Below are 20,052 nucleotides of genomic sequence, written 5' to 3'. Positions count from 1 at the left end.
TATTTATAATCTTAAGCGAAAAGTACTTGCTAAGAGTACGGACTCTCAGTATACTTGCCATCAGTTGACGCGGGGTGGAGCAGCCTGGTAGCTCGTCGGGCTCATAACCCGAAGGTCGTAGGTTCAAATCCTGCCCCCGCTACCACTTATTTAGAACCCCATTTATGGGGTTTTTTATTATGTATAATTTGTAACTGCACTGAATGATAGTAGTAGCCAAGTAAAAGCCAAGGTCACGCTCGGAACTAATTGCTTTAAAGAAAACACTTCCGGAGTTTAATCCTTGTTCCAAACTCAGGTTACCCTATTGTATTTGTATTAGGCATGCGTGCCCTTTTTAGTTTGTTAATACTATGATACAAGATGAATTGGAACATTTATTAGCTCCTACGATTACAGATATGGGCTATGAGCTTTGGGGATGTGAATATCTTTCACAAGGTAGGCATTCCTTATTGCGCATATATATTGATAAGGCTGATGGAATAGGGATTGAAGACTGTGAAGCAGTAAGTCATCAAGTAAGTGCTTTGCTTGATGTAGACGATCCTATTTCTGGAAATTACAGTTTGGAAGTGTCATCACCCGGAATTCCAAGACCTTTATTTAAAAGTTGGCAATATCAACGTTATATAGGGCATGAAGTACAAATAAAAACTTTTAAGCCGGTAGATGGTAAACGTAAATTAATAGGTACTATTGTCTCAGCATCTGAGAGTTCTTTAGTACTTAACATAAATAACGAAGATCAAGAGTTACTTTTTTCAAATATTGTGAAAGCAAATTTGACAGTATAGAGAGGCGAACAATGAGCAAAGAATTGTTACTGGTTGCAGAGGCGTTATCAAACGAAAGAGGTGTAAGTAAAGATGTTATTATACTTGCCATTCAGGCCGCATTGGAGTCTGCAACTCGCAAGATCTTTGGTTTGGATATTGGTGTAAGAATTAAGTTAGATCCTCGTACTGGTGAGCATGAAACCTTTAGGTATTGGGATGTAGTGAATGAGGATGAGCTAGAGCATCCTGATCGCCAATTAACTGTTGAACAAGCAAAAGAGCGCAATCCAACTGCAAAACTTGGTGACCGCATAGAAGAATCAATACCTTCAATTGAATTTGGAAGAATTGAAGCCCAAACTGCGCGCCAGGTTATTATGCAAAAAGTTAGAGAAGCGGAGCGTGAGCTTGTCATTGATCAATTCAGAAGCAAGTTAGGACAGTTGATTTATGGAACTGTTAAGAAAGTAACTCGAGATAATATTATCATTGACTTAGGTGGTAAAGCAGAAGCATTTTTACCACGTACCGAGATGTTGCCGCATGAAATGTTCCGTCCAAATGATCGGGTTCGTGCTTATTTATATGAGATCACACCGCAAGCTCGTGGACCACAGTTGTTTGTAAGTCGCACACGTAATGAAATGCTTATTGAGCTTTTCCGCATTGAGGTTCCTGAAATAGGCGAGAATGTTATTGAAGTTAAAGCCGCAGCGCGCGATCCAGGGAATAGAGCTAAAATTGCAGTTAAAACCAATGATGGACGAATTGATCCTGTCGGAGCTTGTGTCGGTATGCGCGGTGCTCGAGTTCAAGCTGTTTCCAGTGAACTTGGCGGAGAGAGGGTAGATATAATTCTATGGGATGATAATCCGGCCCAATTAGTGATTAATGCGATGGCTCCAGCAGAAATTTCTTCTATTGTTGTTGATGAAGACACACATACTATGGACTTAGCTGTAGAAAAAGATCAACTTTCTCAGGCAATTGGTCGAAATGGGCAAAATGTTCGTTTGGCAAGCCAATTAACAGGTTGGACTTTGAACGTTATGACTACAGATGAGTTTGAAAATAAGAATTTGGAAGAGTCAAGTAAAATTGTTAAATTATTTACTACTGCACTGGAAATCGATGAAGAAATTGCTACATTACTTGTAGCGCATGGTTTTTCTTCTCTTGAAGAAATTGCTTACGTGCCTAAGGAAGAATTACTGGCTATAGAAGAATTTGACGAAGAGATTGTTGAAGAATTAAGAAATAGAGCAAACGATAAATTACTCACTATGGCTCTTTCTTCAGGAAAGGAGCTATCTGGTTCACCTGACGAAACACTCCTCTCAATGGAAGGCATGACTAATGAGTTGGCTAACAAATTAGCTGCGAAGGGGATTACTTCCATGGAAGATTTAGCTGAGCAATCTGTCGATGAGTTGTTGGAAATCGAAGGAATAACTGAAGAAAAGGCCGGTGCTTTAATTATGAAGGCCAGAGAACCATGGTTTTTATAAGACTATGGATTTATTATAAATTAATGTAGTGCAATTATGCAGTTCGTTCTTAAGTAATGAATGTAACTGCTGAAAGGGGATTAAAATATGGCGGATGTGACGGTTAAACAATTAGCTCAAGTCGTTGGTATTCCGGTTGAACGCTTATTGAACCAGTTACAGGAAGCAGGTTTGTCTTTTTCTGATGACCAACAGACTGTGAATGAAGAGCAAAAACGGATCCTACTTAATCATTTGAAGAGAACTTCTCTGCGTGATGTAAATGTTTCGCCTGAACGAATTACTTTGAGAAGAAAAAGCTTATCACAAGTTACTGTTGGCCATGATTCCCATGGTGGTAAAACTGTGAGTGTTGAAGTACGTAAGAAAAAGGTATTTGTAAAACGTGCTCCAGTAGTAGAGCAGCCTGAAGTTGAAGAACCTCTTATTGTGCCTGAAGAAAATCAGAATGTACCTGAGCAGCATCCTGCTGAAGTTGTTCTTGAAACTACATCTGTATCTGAAACATTTTCTGAGACAGAAGAACATGCTGCTGAAGTGACTGAACACGTTGCAACAAAAGAACAACTCGAATCGGAAGATAAGCCAGGGAACGAGGAGGCTGAAGAGCCCTTGGAATCCTATAGTGAAGAAGTTTTAGAAAATAAAAGCACGCTTGAAAACAACGAAGAACCTCCTAGAAAAGAGGATCACAAACTTGAAAAGCAATCTAAAAAGAGACATGTGGATCAAGCAGTTGAATCTGATACGTCAGACTTTAGAAAAGTTAAGAAAAAACCTAAATATCAATCCGCTTATGATCGGGATGAAGAAGATCAAGAAATACATAGACGTGGTGGACGTAGTAAATTTAAAAAGCGTAAGGGCGTTGAGAAGTCAGATAAATTAAGAGAAGCCGAAGAATCATTAAAACATGGTTTTGCATTACCCACCGCACCTGTAGTAAGAGAAGTTTTAGTACCTGAAACCATTACTGTTGCCGAGTTAGCAAAAAGAATGTCCGTAAAAGCTGCTGAAGTCATCAAGGTGATGATGTCACTCGGAGCAATGGCAACCATAAACCAGGTTATTGATCAGGAAACAGCGGTTATCGTAGTAGAAGAGATGGGCCATAAGGCACGAGTCATTAAAGAAGATGCAATTGAACTAGGTCTAGGAGAATCAATTACTAAGGGTAGTCATTCTGAATCGAGAGCACCAGTAGTTACAATTATGGGGCACGTGGATCACGGTAAGACTTCTTTACTTGACTACATTCGTCGAACCAAAGTTGCTATTGGTGAAGCAGGTGGTATTACGCAACATATTGGTGCATACCACGTGAGTACACCAAAAGGTAATATTACTTTCTTAGATACGCCAGGTCACGCTGCATTTACAGCGATGAGAGCTCGAGGTGCACAGGTCACGGATATTGTCATTTTGATTGTTGCTGCAGATGATGGAGTTAAGCCGCAAACTATAGAAGCTATTCAACATGCGAAAGCAGCAAAAGTGCCGATTATCGTTGCAATTAACAAAATGGATAAGCCAGATGCAGATCCTGACCGTGTCATGAATGAATTATCTGGACATGAAGTAATTCCAGAAGCATGGGGTGGTGATACTATGTTTATCAATATCTCTGCCAAGTCAGGTATGGGTATTGATGATCTGCTCGATGCAATATTATTACAATCTGAAGTTTTAGAACTGACCGCGGTTACTGATGGTGCTGCCAAAGGCGTAGTTATAGAATCACGTCTGGATAAAGGTAGAGGCCCTGTTGCAACGGTATTAGTACAGAGTGGAACGTTACACAAAGGGGACATTTTGCTTGCTGGTTTCCAATATGGTCGCGTACGTGCTCTTGTTGGTGATAATGGGGATATGGTTGACTATGCTGGTCCATCAATTCCAGTCGAGGTGCTTGGTTTATCAGCAATTCCTCATGCTGGAGATGAAGCAGTTGTTGTTCCTGATGAGAAAAAAGCAAGAGAAGTTGCCTTGTTCCGCCAAGGTAAATTCCGTGATGTAAAACTTGCCAGACGTCAGAAATCAACTATTGAAGGTATTATGGAAAATATGGCTGCTGGTGAGTCCAAAGTGCTTAACGTTGTGCTTAAGGCAGATGTTCAGGGCTCTCTAGAAGCCATTTCAGATGCCTTAGTGAAGTTATCTACAGATGAAGTTAAGGTTGAAGTTATTTCAAGTGGTGTTGGTGGTATCACTGAATCTGATGTTCATTTGGCTATAGCATCGAGTGCAATTTTAGTTGGTTTTAACGTTAGAGCAGATAGCAGTGCTAAGAAACTAGCAGAGCATGAATCAGTGCAACTGCATTATTACAGTGTCATTTACGATATTGTGGATCAGATTAAAGGGGCATTAACTGGAATGCTTGCTCCGCAATTTAAAGAAGAAATTATTGGTATTGCCGAAGTCCGTGATGTGTTCAAATCACCTAAAATTGGTGCAATTGCGGGTTGTATGGTCGTTGAAGGTGTTATTAAGCGAAATAATCCTATTCGTGTACTACGTGCCAACGTGGTTATTTATGAGGGAACTTTGGAGTCATTACGAAGATTTAAGGATGATGTGGTAGAGGTTCGCCAAGGGTTCGAATGCGGTATTGGAGTCAAAAATTACAATGACGTGAAACCAGGTGATCTCATTGAAGTGTATGAAACAGTAGAAATTAAGCGTGATTTATAAAGATGGGTCATAATTTTAAACGTACAGATCGTATCGCTGAGATGATTCAGCGAAAACTAGCTCAAATAATACCTAAAGAAGTAAAAGATCCGCGCTTAACAGGTTTTGTGACCATATCAGCAGTAAAAGTTGCTGCTGATTTGGGACATGCCAAAGTATATTTTACTGTCCTTAACGATGATAAAAAAACAGCGGTAGCTATTTTAAATGCTGCTGCGAGCTATTTACGTAGTGCTTTGGCGCGAAGTATTACATTGCGGACCGTTCCTCAGCTTCATTTTGTATATGATGAATCAATAGAATATGGACAACGCTTAAGTCGTCTCATCGATGAAGTGAATCCGCCAACCTCCGATGACAATGAAAGCGATTAACCCTTTAACAATAGATGGAGTTTTCTTGCTGAATAAGTCGGAAGGAATGACCTCAAATACGGCACTCCAGAAAGCAAAAAAACTATTAGGAGCGCAAAAAGCAGGACATACCGGAAGTCTAGATCCTCTCGCTACTGGAATGTTGCCTCTTTGTTTTGGTGAAGCGACTAAAGTATGTCAGTTTTTACTTGATGCAGATAAATGCTATCAGACTACTGGCTTATTAGGCATCAAAACCAATACAGCGGATGCAACAGGTGAGGTAATTGCTCGTGCGGAAGCATTTACTATTTCCGAGGAAAATTTGCTTCACATATTGATGCAGCATACAGGTCACATAAAGCAGACTCCTTCAATGTTTTCTGCGTTAAAACACAATGGAGTCCCTCTTTATCGTTTGGCCAGAAAAGGAATCAACATTGAAAGAACAGCACGTGAGATCCAGATTAGTAATTTACAACTTAACGCATTTGATGGAATTCAGTTTTCATTAACTGTAACGTGCAGCAAAGGAACCTATATTCGCAATTTGGTTGAAGACATTGGCGATGCGTTAGGTGTGGGGGCTCATGTGACTCAGTTGCATCGAGTTTATACATCTGGTTTAGAAAATATGCCTATGTATTCACTAGACGAATTAGAGATCATGTCAATGCCTGAGAGAATTGCTTGCTTAATTCCTATGGATAGAGCAGTTGACCATTTGGAGTCAGTGACTCTTTCGGATGATGAAGTAGTCGCAATTCGCCAAGGCAGAGTAGTAACAAATAAGGTAGATGTTGAAATAACAGATTGTGTTCGTCTTTATGATAAAAAAGCACAATTTATTGGGTTAGGTGAGCAAACCACACAAGGTACTATTAAAGCAAAACGTTTACTTTCTTTTTAATTTTTTAGAAGTGCAAAAGAGAGATTTTAACTAAATATGAAATTTTTTGCACAAAAGTAATTTTCAGTACTTGTTTCGTTGGACATGCCTTGGTAGAATGTTCGCCTTTAAATGAATACTTAGTAGTTCCGGGAGTGTATGATGTCGCTAAGCAGCGCGGATAAAGCAGCAATTGTTAAAGAATATAAGCGTTCTGATACGGATACAGGTTCGCCTGAAGTTCAGGTTTCGATTATTACAAGCCGTATCAAATATTTAACTGAGCACTTTAAAGAACACAAAAAAGATTTTCATTCTCGACGTGGACTGCAAGAACTCGTTAATAAGCGTCGTAAGTTGTTAAAATATTTAAAGCGTAACGATGAAGCTCGTTATCAACAGTTGATCCAATCTCTGGAACTTAGAGATTCCTATTGATTGATAAGCTAATACATTTCTTTAGAAATAGAAATGTACTTTTTATAAAAAATACTTTAAATAAAGGCGCAATTTTCTGCGCCTTTTTTTCGTTATAATTACTTGATGAGGAAGATTACGTGGCTAAGTTTACAAAAGAAATAGCATTTGGTGACCATACTCTTATATTGGAGGCTGGCGAAATTGCACGACAAGCTGATGGAGCAGTATTAGCCAGTATGAATGGTACTCAAGTATTAGCTACTGTAGTTGGCAAAAAAGAAGGTGGCGAAGAAAATGGATTTTTTCCACTAACAGTAAATTACCAGGAAAAGTTTTATGCGGTAGGTAAAATACCTGGTGGATTTAACAAACGCGAAGGTAGACCATCAGATAATGAAACATTAACTTCACGACTTATTGATCGCCCTATTCGTCCTTTGTTTCCAGATGGTTTTTGTAATGAAGTGCAAGTCATTGTCACTGTTTTGTCTTTAAACCCTGAAGTTTCTCCTGATATTGTGGCAATGGTAGCCTCCTCTGCGGCTTTAGCACTTTCTGGTGTTCCTTTTAACGGACCAATAGGTGCTGCTCGTGTTGGCTATAAAGAGGGTATTTACTTATTAAATCCAAGTCGTAAAGAATTAGAGCAATCAAGGCTGGACTTAGTTGTCGCAGGTACTAAAGATGCTATTTTGATGGTTGAATCAGAAGCAAAAGAATTAAGTGAAGATATTATGCGTGGTGCGATCATGTTTGGCCATGAAATGATGAAAAGCGTGATCAAAGCAATCGAAGAACTCGCTGCACAAGCAGGTAAAGCACGCTGGGAATGGGCTGCCCCTGAAGTGGATTCTTATTTGCAAGAACGAGTTTCAGACATGGTGAAACAAGAAGTTGAATCTGCGTATCTGATTAAAGACAAGCAAGAGCGTTATCAGCGCCTTGATGAATTAAAAGAACAAGCAATCGCTGCATTACAAGCTGAGAATGATGAGTTAAAAGCGGATGTTATTGGTAACATGTTTGTCGAAATAGAGCGTGCTACAGTACGTAATCGAATTCTTGATGGCGAGCCACGCATTGATGGACGCGATCATAAAACAGTTCGTCCTATTGCTATCCGTACAAAGCTTTTGGAAAGAACACATGGTTCTGTTTTGTTTACCCGTGGTGAAACACAGGCTATTGTCGTAGCTACCTTAGGTAATGAACGTGATGCGCAAACTTTAGACAATATAGCCGGTGAAACGAAAGACCGCTTTATGTTGCATTATAATTTCCCTCCTTATTCAGTAGGAGAAACTGGCATGGTTGGTAGCCCTAAACGTAGAGAAATTGGGCATGGCCGTTTAGCAAAACGAGCAATCATGGCTGTGTTACCTGAAGCAAATGAATTCCCCTATGTGTTGCGAGTTGTTTCCGAAATCACTGAATCGAATGGGTCAAGCTCAATGGCTACAGTATGCGGAACCAGTCTTGCGTTGATGGATGCAGGTGTTCCATTAAAAGCACCTGTTGCCGGAGTCGCAATGGGTTTGATTAAAGAAGGTGATCGTTATGCTGTGTTAACTGATATATTAGGCGATGAGGATCATTTAGGTGATATGGATTTCAAAGTAGCTGGTACCGAACATGGAATCACCGCATTACAAATGGATATCAAAATCCACGGAATAACCAATGAAATTATGGAGCAAGCTTTAGATCAAGCTTTGGCCGGACGCTTACACATTCTTAGTGTTATGAATAATGCCTTAGCTGAGCATAGAGAAGAATTATCCCAGCATGCGCCACGCATTACTACAATGAAGGTTGCTGAAGACAAAATACGAACTATTATCGGTAAAGGTGGAGCAACGATTAAGGGGTTAATTGAAAGTACAGGTGTGTCTATAGATATAGATGATACCGGTGTAATTCAATTATTTTCTCCAGATATGCAAGCATTGGAAGAAGCACAAAAACAAATTAAAGCATTAATTGCAGAAATTGAAGTGGGCCAAACTTATCAAGGCAAAGTAAGTAAGATTGTTGATTTTGGTGCTTTTATTAATCTTTTACCTGGAAAAGACGGGTTACTCCATATTTCTCAAATCTGCAGTGATCGATCACAAAAAGTTGAATCTGTATTGCAAGAAGGTCAAGAGATTGAAGTGTTTGTTGCTGGTATCGATAAGCAAGGTCGGGTGAAACTTGAGTGGAAAGATAAACCGCAAGCAGAAGAAACAACAGCTGCTCCTGCTGAAGAAAAACATCATGAAGAAGAGCATCATGAAGCAGCAGATATGGGCAATCGTGATGGAGAGGAAGAGTGATGATCGCTCATTCTTCTGTACCTTAGGGTATAGAAGAAGGGCATAATTTTAGCTTGGGTGAAACGCGCAGTGTAGCCCAGTAGTTAAGAGAGCGCCTGCAGCGAAAGTTCGACGCTGTTGGCGCATAAACTGTGAAAGCTATTGCCTGTAATATGATTTGCCCATCATAAGATTACTTATTATGAGTCAAGGTTAAGAATTCAGCTCGGCTTGTAGGATTATTGCGCATCTCTCCTAGCATAACTGAAGTGGTCATTATCGAGTTTTGCTTTTCAACGCCACGCATCATCATGCACAGATGTTTTGCTTCAATAACTACTGCCACACCACGTGCGCCAGTAATAGATTCCAAGCAGCTCGCTATTTCCGTTGTTAACCGCTCTTGAATTTGCAAGCGTCGAGCGAAGTAATCAACGATACGTGCTATTTTTGATAAGCCTATTACTTTTCCATTAGGTATATATCCAACATGACATTTTCCAAGAAAAGGAAGCAAATGGTGTTCGCACATGGAGTACATTTCAATGTCCTTCACGATGACCATTTCGCTCATGTCAGAATCAAATAGCGCATTATTGATAATCTCTTCTAGACTCTCATTATAGCCTTTAGTCAAATAACGCATCGCATTGGCAGCGCGTTCGGGAGTGTCCATTAACCCTTCTCGAGTTACATCTTCGCCTAATTGTGTTAGCAGTTCTTTATAGAGTTTTTCCATAGTTTCTTCCTACCCCGGGGGCCAAGTCATGTGACGTCCGCCCAGTAAATGTAAATGAATGTGAAATACTGTTTGGCCACCATCGGGATTAATGTTAAAAACTAATCGATATCCTGCGTCACTTATTCCTTCAGTTTGAGCAATTTTTTTTGCCCTTAAAATCATTTTTCCCAACAGGGCCTGGTTTTCATCGCTGGCATCATTCAGCGTAGCAATATGTTGCTTCGGAATAATCAGCAGATGCATAGGAGCTTGCGGGTTGAGATCACGAAAAGCCATTATCTCATCGTCCTCAAAAACTACTGATGCAGGGATCGCACTTTGTGCAATTTTGCAAAACAAGCAATTCATAAGTAATCTCATTTTAATTAAAAGAGATATTATACATTGCATTACTTATAATGCGACAGCTTCTCTTTGCCTTTTGATGTGTTTTTTCGCATAATAGCCGCTTTGCATTGCAATTTCACATTGGCGGCGCAATGATTTTTATAAATAGGTAAATTCATTAGGGGAAGAATTGTTTTATTTTTGAATCATTCCTGGCACTTTTATAGTGCTAACACGTATTTGAGTAATCTAAAAGGCAGATTTCCTGCTCTTTAGTTTTAGCACAATTAAAATGTCGTTATATATTTTTATTTCGATTAGAGGGGAGAAGAATAAATGAGTTTAATGAGAATTAGCAGTGGTCGTGATTTGCCGAAAGAAATTAATGTAATTATTGAAATCCCTATGCATAGTGAACCCGTAAAATATGAAGTCAATAAAGAATCTGGTGTATTATTTGTTGATCGTTTTTTAACTACTCCCATGTTTTACCCTGTCAATTACGGTTATGTCCCTCACACTTTGTCAGAAGATGGAGACCCTGTTGATGTTCTTGTGGTGACTCCAGTTCCGCTTGTAGGCGGATCAGTAATTCCATGCCGCCCAGTGGGTATGTTAAAAATGACTGATGAGTCAGGTGTCGATGCTAAAATCCTAGCTGTTCCTACGAATAAGTTAACTAAAATTTATGAGTCAATTAAGACACATGAAGACATGCCACAACATCTTCTCAACTCTTTAGAGCACTTTTTCAGTCATTATAAAGACTTAGAAGAAGGTAAATGGGTTAAACTAAATGGTTGGGTTGGTCCTGATGCGGCGTTTGAAGAGATTATGTCCAGCGTAGCTCGTTTTAATAGTAACGAGCAAAAATAGGAAAAGGTAATTTTTTGCCTATTACGAAGAAAATTAATGTCCTGGGGTTAAAAGCATTCGGCCTTTAACCCAACTTGAATGAACCGCGTATCTCGTGCCTTTAACAAATTACATTTTGAAAAGGTTGTAAAGTGGGCTTCATCTCGCTTTCTTTGAAACCATATGATACTTTATTTTGTGTTATAAAAGCTTGAGGAAATTAGGTGGCATACCATCTTTCTACATTGTTTATCATACTGCTTTTTTTAATTCTCTTAGCTGCTTTTTTTGCAGCCACTGAAATCGGTATGATGTCGATTAATCGTTATAAGTTAAAACATCTGGTCAAGAAAGAGAATAAACAAGCGACACGAGTGAATCAGATACTCTCTCGACCCGATCGATTGTTGAGTGTTGTATTAATCGGCAATACTTTGGCAAATATTCTTGCCTCAACAATCGCAACGCTGATCGGCCAGCATATTTATGGAGATGCTGGCATTGCTATAGCTACAGCGCTTTTAACGTTGGTCATTTTGGTATTTGCTGAAATGATACCCAAAACATTTGCGGCGATTTATCCGCAGCAAGTTGCATTTACTACGTCCCTGCCCCTGCAAATACTCCAATTGATTTTTGCACCTTTAGTGTATCTCTGTGTTTCCATGTCTAATGGGGTATTACGTATATTTCGAGTCTCAATTGATAAAATACAAAAGGAATCATTGACTGGTGAAGAATTACGCTCCGTGGTACATGAGGCAGGAGGGTTATTGCCAGTTGAGCATAAAAGTATGCTGATTAGCTTATTGGATTTGGAGCAAGCTACTGTAGAAGATATTATGATTCCTAAGTCAGATATTGTGGGTATCGATATAGAAGAACCCTGGTCAGAAATCTTATATCAATTGGAAACAGCAAAACATACTCGTCTGCCTTTATACCGCGATTCAATTGATGACTTGGTAGGAATGATCCACGTACGCGATGTGTTAAATCTGGCTATAGAAAATGAGTTGGATCTTAATAGTTTATTAAAAGCTGCAGATGAACCTTATTATATTCCCGAGGCTACTTCCCTCAACATTCAGATTTTAAATTTTAGAAAAATGAAAAGACGCAGTTCTTTTGTGGTAGATGAATATGGAAATATTCAGGGTTTAGTGACCATGGAAGATATACTTGAAGAAATTGTAGGGGAGTTCACTACGGATGTCGCTGCGCTTAGTCGTGATATCCTCCCACAAAGTGATGGCTCAGTTATTGTTGATGCAGGTTTAACATTACGCCATTTAAATCGATTAATGGGATGGAACTTACCTATGATAGGGCCCAAAACGTTAAGTGGTTTAATTGTTGAACATCTTGGATACATCCCCCCTGCCGAGTCATGTTTAACTATAGAAAACTATCGCATGGAAATATTAAAAGTCGGAGACAATACGATTAAAAGCATTAAAGTGTTTAAAACAAGTAAGAAGCGTAAATAAAAATAATGCAATTAACTTAGCAGTTGAGACTTGTTTTGCACAGCAGGCTTCAAACTGCTTTTCCTAGGATTATGTATCACTTTCTTTCAAAGTGACTACTTGCGCGGTAAACATATAACCACCATTGCGAATGGTTTTAATTAATGCCGGTTTTTTTGCATCAACCTCTATTTTCTGGCGAAGCCGACTTATTTGTACATCAATTCTTCGATCGAAAGGATTGAGATCACTGTTTTTAGTAATGTGCAATAGAAGCTCCCGATCCAGGACTCGTTGAGGTTGTTGTACAAAAGTAAGGAGCAAGTCATACTCACCAGCACTTAGCGATAATTCTTCATTGGTATTATCACGAAACACTTGCCTCGATGCAGGATAAAGCCGCCAATTGGCAAAAAGAAGAATTTCTTTTTCATGTTCAGACTGTTGTTGTGCCCGTAAGACACGTCGGTTAATTGCGCTGACTCGTGCATGAAGTTCTCTTGGCAATAACGGTTTTATAATGAAGTCATCTGCTCCAGCTTCAAGTACTTTAATGCAGGCTTCTTCATTTGGAGTATCATTTATAATTAATATAGGTACAGGATAGTTTGTATAGAATTGATGAAGTGCTTGGGGGTCTTTTTTTAAAATAGACCAATTAATCAGAATAGCAATAGGTTTCCCTAAACCATTTCGAATGGGAATTAATTGATTTTGTTGTATGATGTTTATGTTAAATTGTGCAAAATATTTCTTGAGATCCTCACTCACAGGATCGTTATCAATAAATAAAAGATAACTAGGTAGTGGCATTAATTTAATTCCAGTTTGCTTCTCGGTATTCGTTGTAATTTTGGCAAGATTAGTATCGACTTGCAATTATTTTCGCTATTATTCTAAGAGTTATTGGCTCCATTTTCTATCCTTGCTGGATATAGGTTCTATCATAAAATATTTTCAGGATGATGTTTAGGAGAAAGGATGATGCAAAACAGGGCAAAGTTTTCAATTTCCACGAATCAAGATCATCTACCTTCAAAACAATTACACCAATTATTTTCCAAGTTACAATTTAATGTATGGTTGGAGGGATTCGTTAATTTTTTGAATAAAAGTAATATGACCCCCACCGAATCGGTAGCTGTAGTGCATAACTGGAATATGGAACAGTTGTATGCTGCATTAGATTATTTTTCTAATTCAAAATTCGTTGGTTTGGTTAATGCAATATTCTTCTATAAGATGCATCCGGATCAATTATTTGCTGATGTAATTCATCCTGAAAAGTTAATTTCAATTCAGGTACGTTTGGAACTATTACATTACTATATCGAATTATTGCAGCGCCAACTGTATGAAGTTGCTTTACAAAACGAATTAACTCCAGGGGTCGATTATTTTTTGCATGATGAAGAGTTACCCCCTGGTATTATGATCGAAGAAAATGAAGAGTTTAGACAAATGATCCAAACAGCTGTTAAGGGATTAAAACTAAACTCGAATTTAACTCACACAAAACGAGCAATTGATGGTTTACATGACCTTAGGCGGGCTTATAAATTTTGGTTTAATCCAAATCGTTTCATTGATGCAGCGATGCTGTTGCAACAAAATTTATTATCCGAGGTCTTGGAACAAGAGCGAAGCTCCATTATTCTCCAAGAAAAATTGGTGGGTTTATACAGTCAACTGACTACTACGGATTGTCTGGATTTATATGGGTACTTTGCCAATAATGATACACACAATTTGCTCTATGCGTTTTTTAATATCGCTAGAGGGGGTACTTTTGAATGGTTGTCTTTATTGAATAATGATGAAAAAACAGCGGTAATTGAGGTATTTAATGCTATGTGCTGTGTTATTGAAGCGTTACGTATCGAATTAAGGAAGAGACATCTGCTTACTGAACCTTATCAGTATGATTTAATAAGACCTGACTTGGAAATAGATCAGCGAAATCGTAATGCAGTATTTAGAGTCATTAAAATTTATAAACGTACGCACGTAATTCCTGGAGATGTTATTGAGCAGTTATTTCAACATATGGAGCAGACCGATTGAGTTTTAATAGAGATGCTGCCCCTCCTTTAGAAAATACTTATCAGTAGGGAACTGGTGGTGTTGAATGTGCACCATGCTCTAATAAAAAAGCAGTTATTTTTTCTTTATTATCAGTTCCACTTACATTTGTTTCGCTCAGGTGCAGAGGTGTATTATTCTGATTATCCCTAGCATTTATATCTAAATTTGTATTTTCTATTAGCCAACGCACTAGATTTAGATTCCCTGATTTTACTGCATGGTGAAGAACACTAAGACCAGCAGAATCAGTAAGATCTATTTTTGCTCCATAGTCAATGAGTGTTCTTACAGCAGAAAGTCTCCCTAATTCAGCAGCAAGCATTAAAGGCGTTTTTCCCATTATATCTTTGGTATCTTTATTTGCACTGAACTTACAACACTCTTCGAGTATTTCTTTGCTGCCAGAACGAGCTGCATAATGTATGGCCATCCGGCCCTTGGAATCTTTTACTGAACTACTATCCTTAACTTGAAGTAATGAAATAACACTCTTTATTTGATCGTTTAGAATCGCCGTATGTATTGGATAATGAGTATGTTTATTTTTTATAGAAGCAAGTTCAGGATGTGTTGCTAAAGTTTCTCTAATTAATGTATCAAAGCCATGTAGTGCCATTTGATGTAGGATTGTATCACCATTATCATCTTGATTTGAAAATTGATTTGCTTTCTCTTTTAATAAATTAAAAATTTTTATTTTATTTTGTTCTAATTCATCTTCATGCAGTACTGGTAAAATTAATGCACTAAATATAGGATACTGTTTCCGTTTATTCAGAACACCTGGGTCTGCACCAAGGGAAAGCAGCACAGATACAGTATTAATATTTCCTTCCAGGGCAGCCTGATGTAATGGAGTTAATCCATTCAAATCTTTAGTATTTAATAAAGTTTTTTCTGGCTTCAATGAAGCAAGAACGCGATCGAATCCTATAAATGATAAAAAAGAAACCAAATTGTCCCCATTAAATTTTGGATTTGCTTTTGTTATATCCTGAGTAGTTTCTGGAAGAACAACATCTAAATACATTTCCGTTATTTGTTTGTATTGTTCGAATTGCTCTTCTTCATTTTCAGAAGACTGCAAATCAGAAGATATATTTTTTTGAAACCAATCTTTTAACAATTCTAATCTTCTTGATACAGGTTGATCGTCCCTGATTCCTAACTCCAAGCATAATACATCAAAATTCATTTTTTAGTGCCCCCACATTAGAGTTCCAATGACTTTGTTGGTTGTTCTTCAATTTGTTCTGTTTTCGGTTCTTTTTTAAATTGTTCGTTAAATTTCGCTTTAAAATCTTTAAAATGTTTCGCAGCTTTTTCTGTATCAATTTCACCTGTTTCAGTAAGATATACTTTACCACTTTTTCCCCAATGACGATGAGAAGCAATTGCTTTCATTACCTCTTTTGATTTTGGAGAATCCATAAAATGACATCGTTCTTCAATAGATAATTGACTCATTGATTGTTCAATTCTACTTGCTTTAGCATTTTTTCCTACTGTAAACAGGCCAGCAGTGGATTTATAATCATTAATAATGTTTTTTACTTCTTTTGCCGCTTCATCGGATTTCAATGCAGTTACAGTTTGTCGTAAATCATATAATATTTCCGCCAGCTCTTTTTTATTAGTAGTGGCATTAATTAATTGCTGTTTCTCGCGAATGAATTGGTTCATTATTTTATCATTTTCACCAAATTTCAAGGCCTTAAGTTCAGTGAAAACATCTCTGAAAGAAGGGTTATTAATCATAAATAGTTGATCTAAAGCCTCCCGCACTGGCATACGTTTCGCAGGATCAGGTTTAACTAAAGCTTCAATTAACTCCTTATAGGCCGGTCCGACTGTTGGAATTTTAAAAAAGTTTCTATCAAAATCAAATTTAGCACCATCATCTACCGTCCCAAGTTTACCGGAAGTAAAATAGTACAGATTCTTACCAAGAATATATGCGTGTGCGGCATCTGCATTAAATGATGAATCATAAAACTCTGGAGGGATAAAATCATTAGTATTTAGAAAACTACAATACTTATTTCCAGGAACATCAGACTTATACTTACCCTGCGTATCTGTAAAAAGAAAACTTTTGGTATCACCAATCTGAAGGTTACCATCTTCATCGACTAACCAATTGGAAATTTTGGCATCAGGAAACAAACAATGAGCATCCTGAATGTCTAACATTGCACCTGCCATTTGTTGAAAAATTGAGCCTGTTTGTATCGCTATTTCTACTAAATTTGTTGAGCGATACTCTACTACACTACCCCCCTTACAAAAATCCGTAACAACAAGACCCCTGCAAATTTTATTTCCCTCGGAGTCAACGCATGTTGCCGATCGTTCGGCATATACGGGCATAAATAAATCAGATATTTCCTCACGTAAATGAACTTCAACATTTTTAGGCATGCTTAAACGGAAATCGACCTTGAGTACTTCCTCATGCCCGTCTTTTGTTCTAACTACTTTAAAATTTTTAGAGTTTCCAGTACTTAAAATGGAAACTTCGTGTGTGCTAAGAAATTTGCGAAAAGCATTTGCTTCTGGACTTGTATCTGTTTTTTCATATAAATCACTTAGTTCATTGTTTAATTTTTTTCCTGATTTTTTTGTGCCTTCGGTAGCATTTATTAAAATTCCAAGCAATTGATCCGCCTTTTCAGGGGACATGTTTGCAATTATCTCTGAAAGGGGAGATGAGTTTTTAGGGGCTAAAGATGTAACCCCTAAACTGGCATATTGATATTGTATTTCTTTAAATAGAAAAGCCTGAGCTTGTTGATAACCTGGAGACTTTGCATAGTGCTGTTGTCGATACCTGCACTCAACTTCCTTTATTTTTGCCTCTATTTCCTTTAAAACCGCTATTTTTTGAGGATCATCTGTTTTATTATATCGGTTTATCAGCTCATTTACTTCCTTGGTAAAGCGTTTCATATCCTTAGAGGGTAATACACCTGGATCAAAATCCCTAAGCAGCCCCATCTCTTTTTTGGGCGGTAATTTGGGTTTTGGAGTAGAAAATAGACTAGTAACTTTAGCAAACATAGATTTCTCGTAAATACGAACCCTCTTGTTATAATTTTATCAGTGTTTTCTAAAAATGCTCAAATTTAGGTAAAAATAATCGATTTAGTAAGGATTCTAGGAAATAAGTATTAGTGTGTTTGTTTTTGCATGATTAGCCTTTTTTTTTCTTTCCTCCTAAGAACAATAAATGCAAATATTTAATAATTAGTGCACCAAGTTTTCTTTGTCTACCTGATTTAGTTAGGGGAATGCCAATCTTTCGCGAAATTTTAGCTTTCAGGGCAGAGATGCCGATCAGTCTTTTCCAAGAAAAACCGCCCAGATTCATATTCAACTCCTTCATCATTAATCAGACCATTTTGACTCAAGCTAGCGAAATGTAAACAGCCCCTGATTTAATTATTCTTTTATTCTTGTTCGTGTGAAGGACTATTTATATGCCAATTATAAATATAACTGTCGATGCTATTGATGTGTTTCAGTTGGCTTAATAAAGGCTCTTTTGCAAATTGCAATAAATGAAAAATTACATCGTGTTTGGTTCCACCAAAATCTTCTTCATACCAGTCGTATAATTTAGAGATAATGAGCTTTCCTTCAATGACATTTACACCTCTAAGCGAATTAATATAGGTGGAGGCAGCCTGGTTTAATTGTTCTTCAATGAGTTTACCCTGATAGATTTTTCTACTAAGATTTGGGGCGCCAATAGTACCATTGTTTACGGCATAATGGGTGCGAGGATCATTCCAAATCGCTCGAATAATGCGATTATTGATGTCATCTAAAGTTAAAGTAGTATTTTTAATGGTGATGAGGTTCGCTCCCCAGGGTCCTATACTGAATAGTCCTGGTGAAATATTAATTTCTTGAACTGAAGTAACCGGATAATAATTGGCTATAATTTGTACGGTCAGAGCATTGTATACATTAATCCAGTAAGCTAATTGTTCATCGCGGTTGTAGTTATTAATATTGACTTCTGACATGCTTTTTAAATAATCTTTAAGCAAATTCAGGTCTGTTTGTGTCATGTGAGTGTAATCAACCAGATTGATGTTTTCTTCATTCGTGACAATGCGGCGATTTAGAAAATCTTGCCAAAGTTTATGAGATATAACTTCTTTTGATAAAGGGCTATTTACTTCCCATTTGGGCCATAAATTTTTGTAAAAAGATGCATTGGCTAGTCCAGAAACGAGAAGCATGACTATGAAAATGTATTTATTGCGGAATACTGTTTTAAACATGAATTATTGCTCTATTGCGAAGGGCATTTCCTATAGTATTGCCATCCAAAAATTCTAACTCTCCTCCAGAAGGAATGCCATGTGCTAATTGGGTGATGTTTAGTGACAAATCACGCAAAAGCTGGTGAATAAAATGAATGGTTGTTTGTCCCTCTACACTAGGGCTTAATGCTAATATCACTTCTTTAATTTCTTCTTGAATGATGAGATTTTTAAGTCGCGGTAATCCTATGTCTTCTGGTCCTAAGCCATCTAATGGAGATATTTTACCCATGAGAACAAAATACTTCCCTTGAAACGCATTGCTTTGTTCTATGGCAGATACATCAGCTGGGCTTTCTACAACGCAAAGCAAGGATGAATCCCGATTTGGATTTTGGCAGAGACTACAAACTTTTTGTTCTGTATAGTTAGCACAACGCTCACAATGATGAATGTTGTTCATCGCTTGCTCCAGGCATGATGCAAGGTGTAACCCTCTCTGCCTTTGATGCTGGAGTAAATGGAACACCATACGCTGTGCTGATTTTGGACCTACGCCTGGTAGACAGCGGAGCGCTTCTACCAAACGATTTAACATATCCATCTTTAGGACTATTCCTTATCACCCTTATCGCCGCCCATTAAATCAGTTGGAATATTTAGGCCAGCTGTTAATTGACTGATTTTTTCTTTAGATGCTTTTTCAATTTTTCGTACTGCATCATTAATTGCTGCAGCAACTAAATCTTCCAACATTTCTACATCTTCTTCCATCATTGTAGGTTTGATTTTCACTTCAGTGGCATCATGTCGGCCATTCATTTTAATAACTACCATACCACCACCTGCTTCACCAGTAACAACTAATTGGCTTAGTTGTTGTTGCGCTTCTTGCATACGTTGTTGCATTTTTTGCGCTTCTTTCATCAGGTTGCCAAGATTTTGATTCATATCCATTATTAAGGCCTCATATGTTTAGATTTAAATTCGATATATTATAAGTCATCTTTCAGCGGGACAATAGAATTTTTGACCAATTCCGCTGAAAATTCTTGTTGAAGTTGCTGAAACATGGGGTCATTGTTTAATGCAGCTTCTGCTTTAAGTTGTTTTTGTTGCATTGCTTGCTCTTTTTGCTGTGCAGGAGAGGATTGAACTGACTCATCACTGTTAAGAATAATTTTCACTTGATTTTGGTAATATTGACCTAGTGCCACTTCAATACGAGAGAGTATCGTCGGGGTAAAGAGAGATTGGTGCCCTTTGGCTACACGTAAAGTGATTTCTCGTCCATTTTTTGCAACTAACTCCGCATTTTCAGCTGCATTAAGCGCTAAGCCGGTCAGTTTGAGATGAGGAATAA

19 protein-coding genes, 1 tRNA gene and 2 pseudogenes (1 of these 22 cut by a window edge) are annotated in these 20,052 nt (G+C 37.8%); 12 read left to right on the top strand and 10 right to left on the bottom strand.

The window, feature by feature from the left end; genetic code table 11:
• Positions 1 to 68 precede the first annotated feature (68 nt).
• The 9 genes and pseudogenes from Lani_RS05740 to pnp all read left to right on the top strand — a co-directional run bounded on the left by Lani_RS05740 (position 69) and on the right by pnp (position 8,958).
• A tRNA-Met gene (locus Lani_RS05740) sits at positions 69 to 145 on the top strand.
• A 208-nt stretch (positions 146 to 353) separates the two neighbouring features.
• A complete protein-coding gene (gene rimP / locus Lani_RS05735; RefSeq protein ID WP_058388456.1) occupies positions 354 to 797 on the top strand; it encodes a ribosome maturation factor RimP in 444 nt (147 codons plus the stop codon).
• Positions 798 to 808: 11 nt separating this feature from the next.
• Positions 809 to 2,287, top strand: coding sequence for a transcription termination factor NusA (gene nusA / locus Lani_RS05730; protein WP_019232924.1), 1,479 nt, complete (start codon positions 809 to 811; stop codon positions 2,285 to 2,287).
• A gap of 87 nt (positions 2,288 to 2,374) precedes the next feature.
• Positions 2,375 to 2,717 (top strand): annotated as a pseudogene (locus Lani_RS21155) (translation initiation factor IF-2 associated domain-containing protein); the annotation flags it as partial.
• Between the two features lie 251 nt (positions 2,718 to 2,968).
• A pseudogene (infB, locus tag Lani_RS05725) lies at positions 2,969 to 4,981 on the top strand (translation initiation factor IF-2); the annotation flags it as partial.
• A gap of 2 nt (positions 4,982 to 4,983) precedes the next feature.
• Positions 4,984 to 5,355, top strand: coding sequence for a 30S ribosome-binding factor RbfA (gene rbfA / locus Lani_RS05720; RefSeq protein WP_019232926.1), 372 nt, complete (start codon positions 4,984 to 4,986; stop codon positions 5,353 to 5,355).
• On the top strand, positions 5,342 to 6,244 hold the full coding sequence (gene truB / locus Lani_RS05715) for a tRNA pseudouridine(55) synthase TruB (RefSeq protein ID WP_019232927.1): 903 nt from the start codon (positions 5,342 to 5,344) through the stop codon (positions 6,242 to 6,244). The genes rbfA and truB overlap by 14 nt, the downstream gene beginning before the upstream one ends.
• Positions 6,245 to 6,385: 141 nt before the next feature.
• Entirely contained in the window at positions 6,386 to 6,661 is a 276-nt protein-coding gene (gene rpsO / locus Lani_RS05710; RefSeq protein WP_019232928.1) for a 30S ribosomal protein S15, read from the top strand.
• Positions 6,662 to 6,780: 119 nt separating this feature from the next.
• Positions 6,781 to 8,958 (top strand): polyribonucleotide nucleotidyltransferase, encoded by a 2,178-nt coding sequence (pnp, locus tag Lani_RS05705; RefSeq protein WP_019232929.1) that lies wholly within the window; start codon positions 6,781 to 6,783, stop codon positions 8,956 to 8,958.
• 172 nt (positions 8,959 to 9,130) lie between these two features.
• On the opposite strand, the gene folE is transcribed toward pnp, so the two are convergent.
• Both folE and Lani_RS05695 read right to left on the bottom strand, forming a co-directional pair.
• Positions 9,131 to 9,676 carry a GTP cyclohydrolase I FolE gene (gene folE / locus Lani_RS05700; RefSeq protein WP_019232930.1) on the bottom strand — a complete coding sequence of 182 codons (546 nt, stop codon included), beginning with the start codon at positions 9,674 to 9,676 and terminating at the stop codon, positions 9,131 to 9,133.
• 9 nt (positions 9,677 to 9,685) lie between these two features.
• Positions 9,686 to 10,027 carry a histidine triad nucleotide-binding protein gene (locus Lani_RS05695; protein ID WP_019232931.1) on the bottom strand — a complete coding sequence of 114 codons (342 nt, stop codon included), beginning with the start codon at positions 10,025 to 10,027 and terminating at the stop codon, positions 9,686 to 9,688.
• Between the two features lie 315 nt (positions 10,028 to 10,342).
• On the opposite strand from Lani_RS05695, the gene ppa reads away from it, so the two are divergent.
• The gene (gene ppa / locus Lani_RS05690; protein ID WP_040522142.1) at positions 10,343 to 10,882 is read left to right on the top strand and encodes an inorganic diphosphatase; all 540 of its coding nucleotides are present in this window, start codon (positions 10,343 to 10,345) and stop codon (positions 10,880 to 10,882) included.
• A 203-nt stretch (positions 10,883 to 11,085) separates the two neighbouring features.
• Positions 11,086 to 12,351 (top strand): HlyC/CorC family transporter, encoded by a 1,266-nt coding sequence (locus tag Lani_RS05685; RefSeq protein WP_019232933.1) that lies wholly within the window; start codon positions 11,086 to 11,088, stop codon positions 12,349 to 12,351.
• A 69-nt stretch (positions 12,352 to 12,420) separates the two neighbouring features.
• On the opposite strand, the gene Lani_RS05680 is transcribed toward Lani_RS05685, so the two are convergent.
• Complete coding sequence (locus Lani_RS05680) at positions 12,421 to 13,143, bottom strand: winged helix-turn-helix domain-containing protein (protein ID WP_040522193.1); 723 nt, start codon at positions 13,141 to 13,143, stop codon at positions 12,421 to 12,423.
• Positions 13,144 to 13,311: 168 nt separating this feature from the next.
• Here Lani_RS05680 and Lani_RS05675 point away from each other — a divergent pair, with 168 nt between their 5' ends.
• A complete protein-coding gene (locus tag Lani_RS05675; RefSeq protein ID WP_058388454.1) occupies positions 13,312 to 14,394 on the top strand; it encodes a hypothetical protein in 1,083 nt (360 codons plus the stop codon).
• 40 nt (positions 14,395 to 14,434) lie between these two features.
• On the opposite strand, the gene Lani_RS05670 is transcribed toward Lani_RS05675, so the two are convergent.
• The 7 genes from Lani_RS05670 to dnaX form a co-directional block, all read right to left on the bottom strand.
• Positions 14,435 to 15,610 (bottom strand): ankyrin repeat domain-containing protein, encoded by a 1,176-nt coding sequence (locus Lani_RS05670; RefSeq protein WP_019232936.1) that lies wholly within the window; start codon positions 15,608 to 15,610, stop codon positions 14,435 to 14,437.
• Positions 15,611 to 15,627: 17 nt separating this feature from the next.
• Complete coding sequence (locus tag Lani_RS05665) at positions 15,628 to 17,475, bottom strand: protein kinase family protein (protein WP_058388453.1); 1,848 nt, start codon at positions 17,473 to 17,475, stop codon at positions 15,628 to 15,630.
• Positions 17,476 to 17,608: 133 nt separating this feature from the next.
• Positions 17,609 to 17,785, bottom strand: a complete 177-nt coding sequence (locus Lani_RS20450; protein WP_167344751.1) for a hypothetical protein — start codon at positions 17,783 to 17,785, stop codon at positions 17,609 to 17,611.
• 79 nt (positions 17,786 to 17,864) lie between these two features.
• Complete coding sequence (locus Lani_RS05660; RefSeq protein WP_396426822.1) at positions 17,865 to 18,665, bottom strand: DUF547 domain-containing protein; 801 nt, start codon at positions 18,663 to 18,665, stop codon at positions 17,865 to 17,867.
• Positions 18,666 to 18,699: 34 nt separating this feature from the next.
• Complete coding sequence (gene recR / locus Lani_RS05655; RefSeq protein WP_019232940.1) at positions 18,700 to 19,293, bottom strand: recombination mediator RecR; 594 nt, start codon at positions 19,291 to 19,293, stop codon at positions 18,700 to 18,702.
• Between the two features lie 8 nt (positions 19,294 to 19,301).
• Complete coding sequence (locus tag Lani_RS05650; RefSeq protein ID WP_019232941.1) at positions 19,302 to 19,646, bottom strand: YbaB/EbfC family nucleoid-associated protein; 345 nt, start codon at positions 19,644 to 19,646, stop codon at positions 19,302 to 19,304.
• A gap of 38 nt (positions 19,647 to 19,684) precedes the next feature.
• Positions 19,685 to 20,052: the final stretch of a DNA polymerase III subunit gamma/tau gene (dnaX, locus tag Lani_RS05645; RefSeq protein WP_040522194.1), read on the bottom strand. 1,273 nt of this gene lie beyond the right edge of the window; only the last 368 of its 1,641 coding nucleotides appear in the window; the start codon falls outside the window, past its right edge; the stop codon is at positions 19,685 to 19,687.

The sequence above is a fragment of the Legionella anisa genome (genome assembly GCF_001467525.1).
Taxonomy (GTDB): Bacteria; Pseudomonadota; Gammaproteobacteria; order Legionellales; family Legionellaceae; genus Legionella; species Legionella anisa.
Note: the sequence above shows the minus strand (reverse complement) of the source record. Positions and strands in the feature narration are given on the sequence as shown.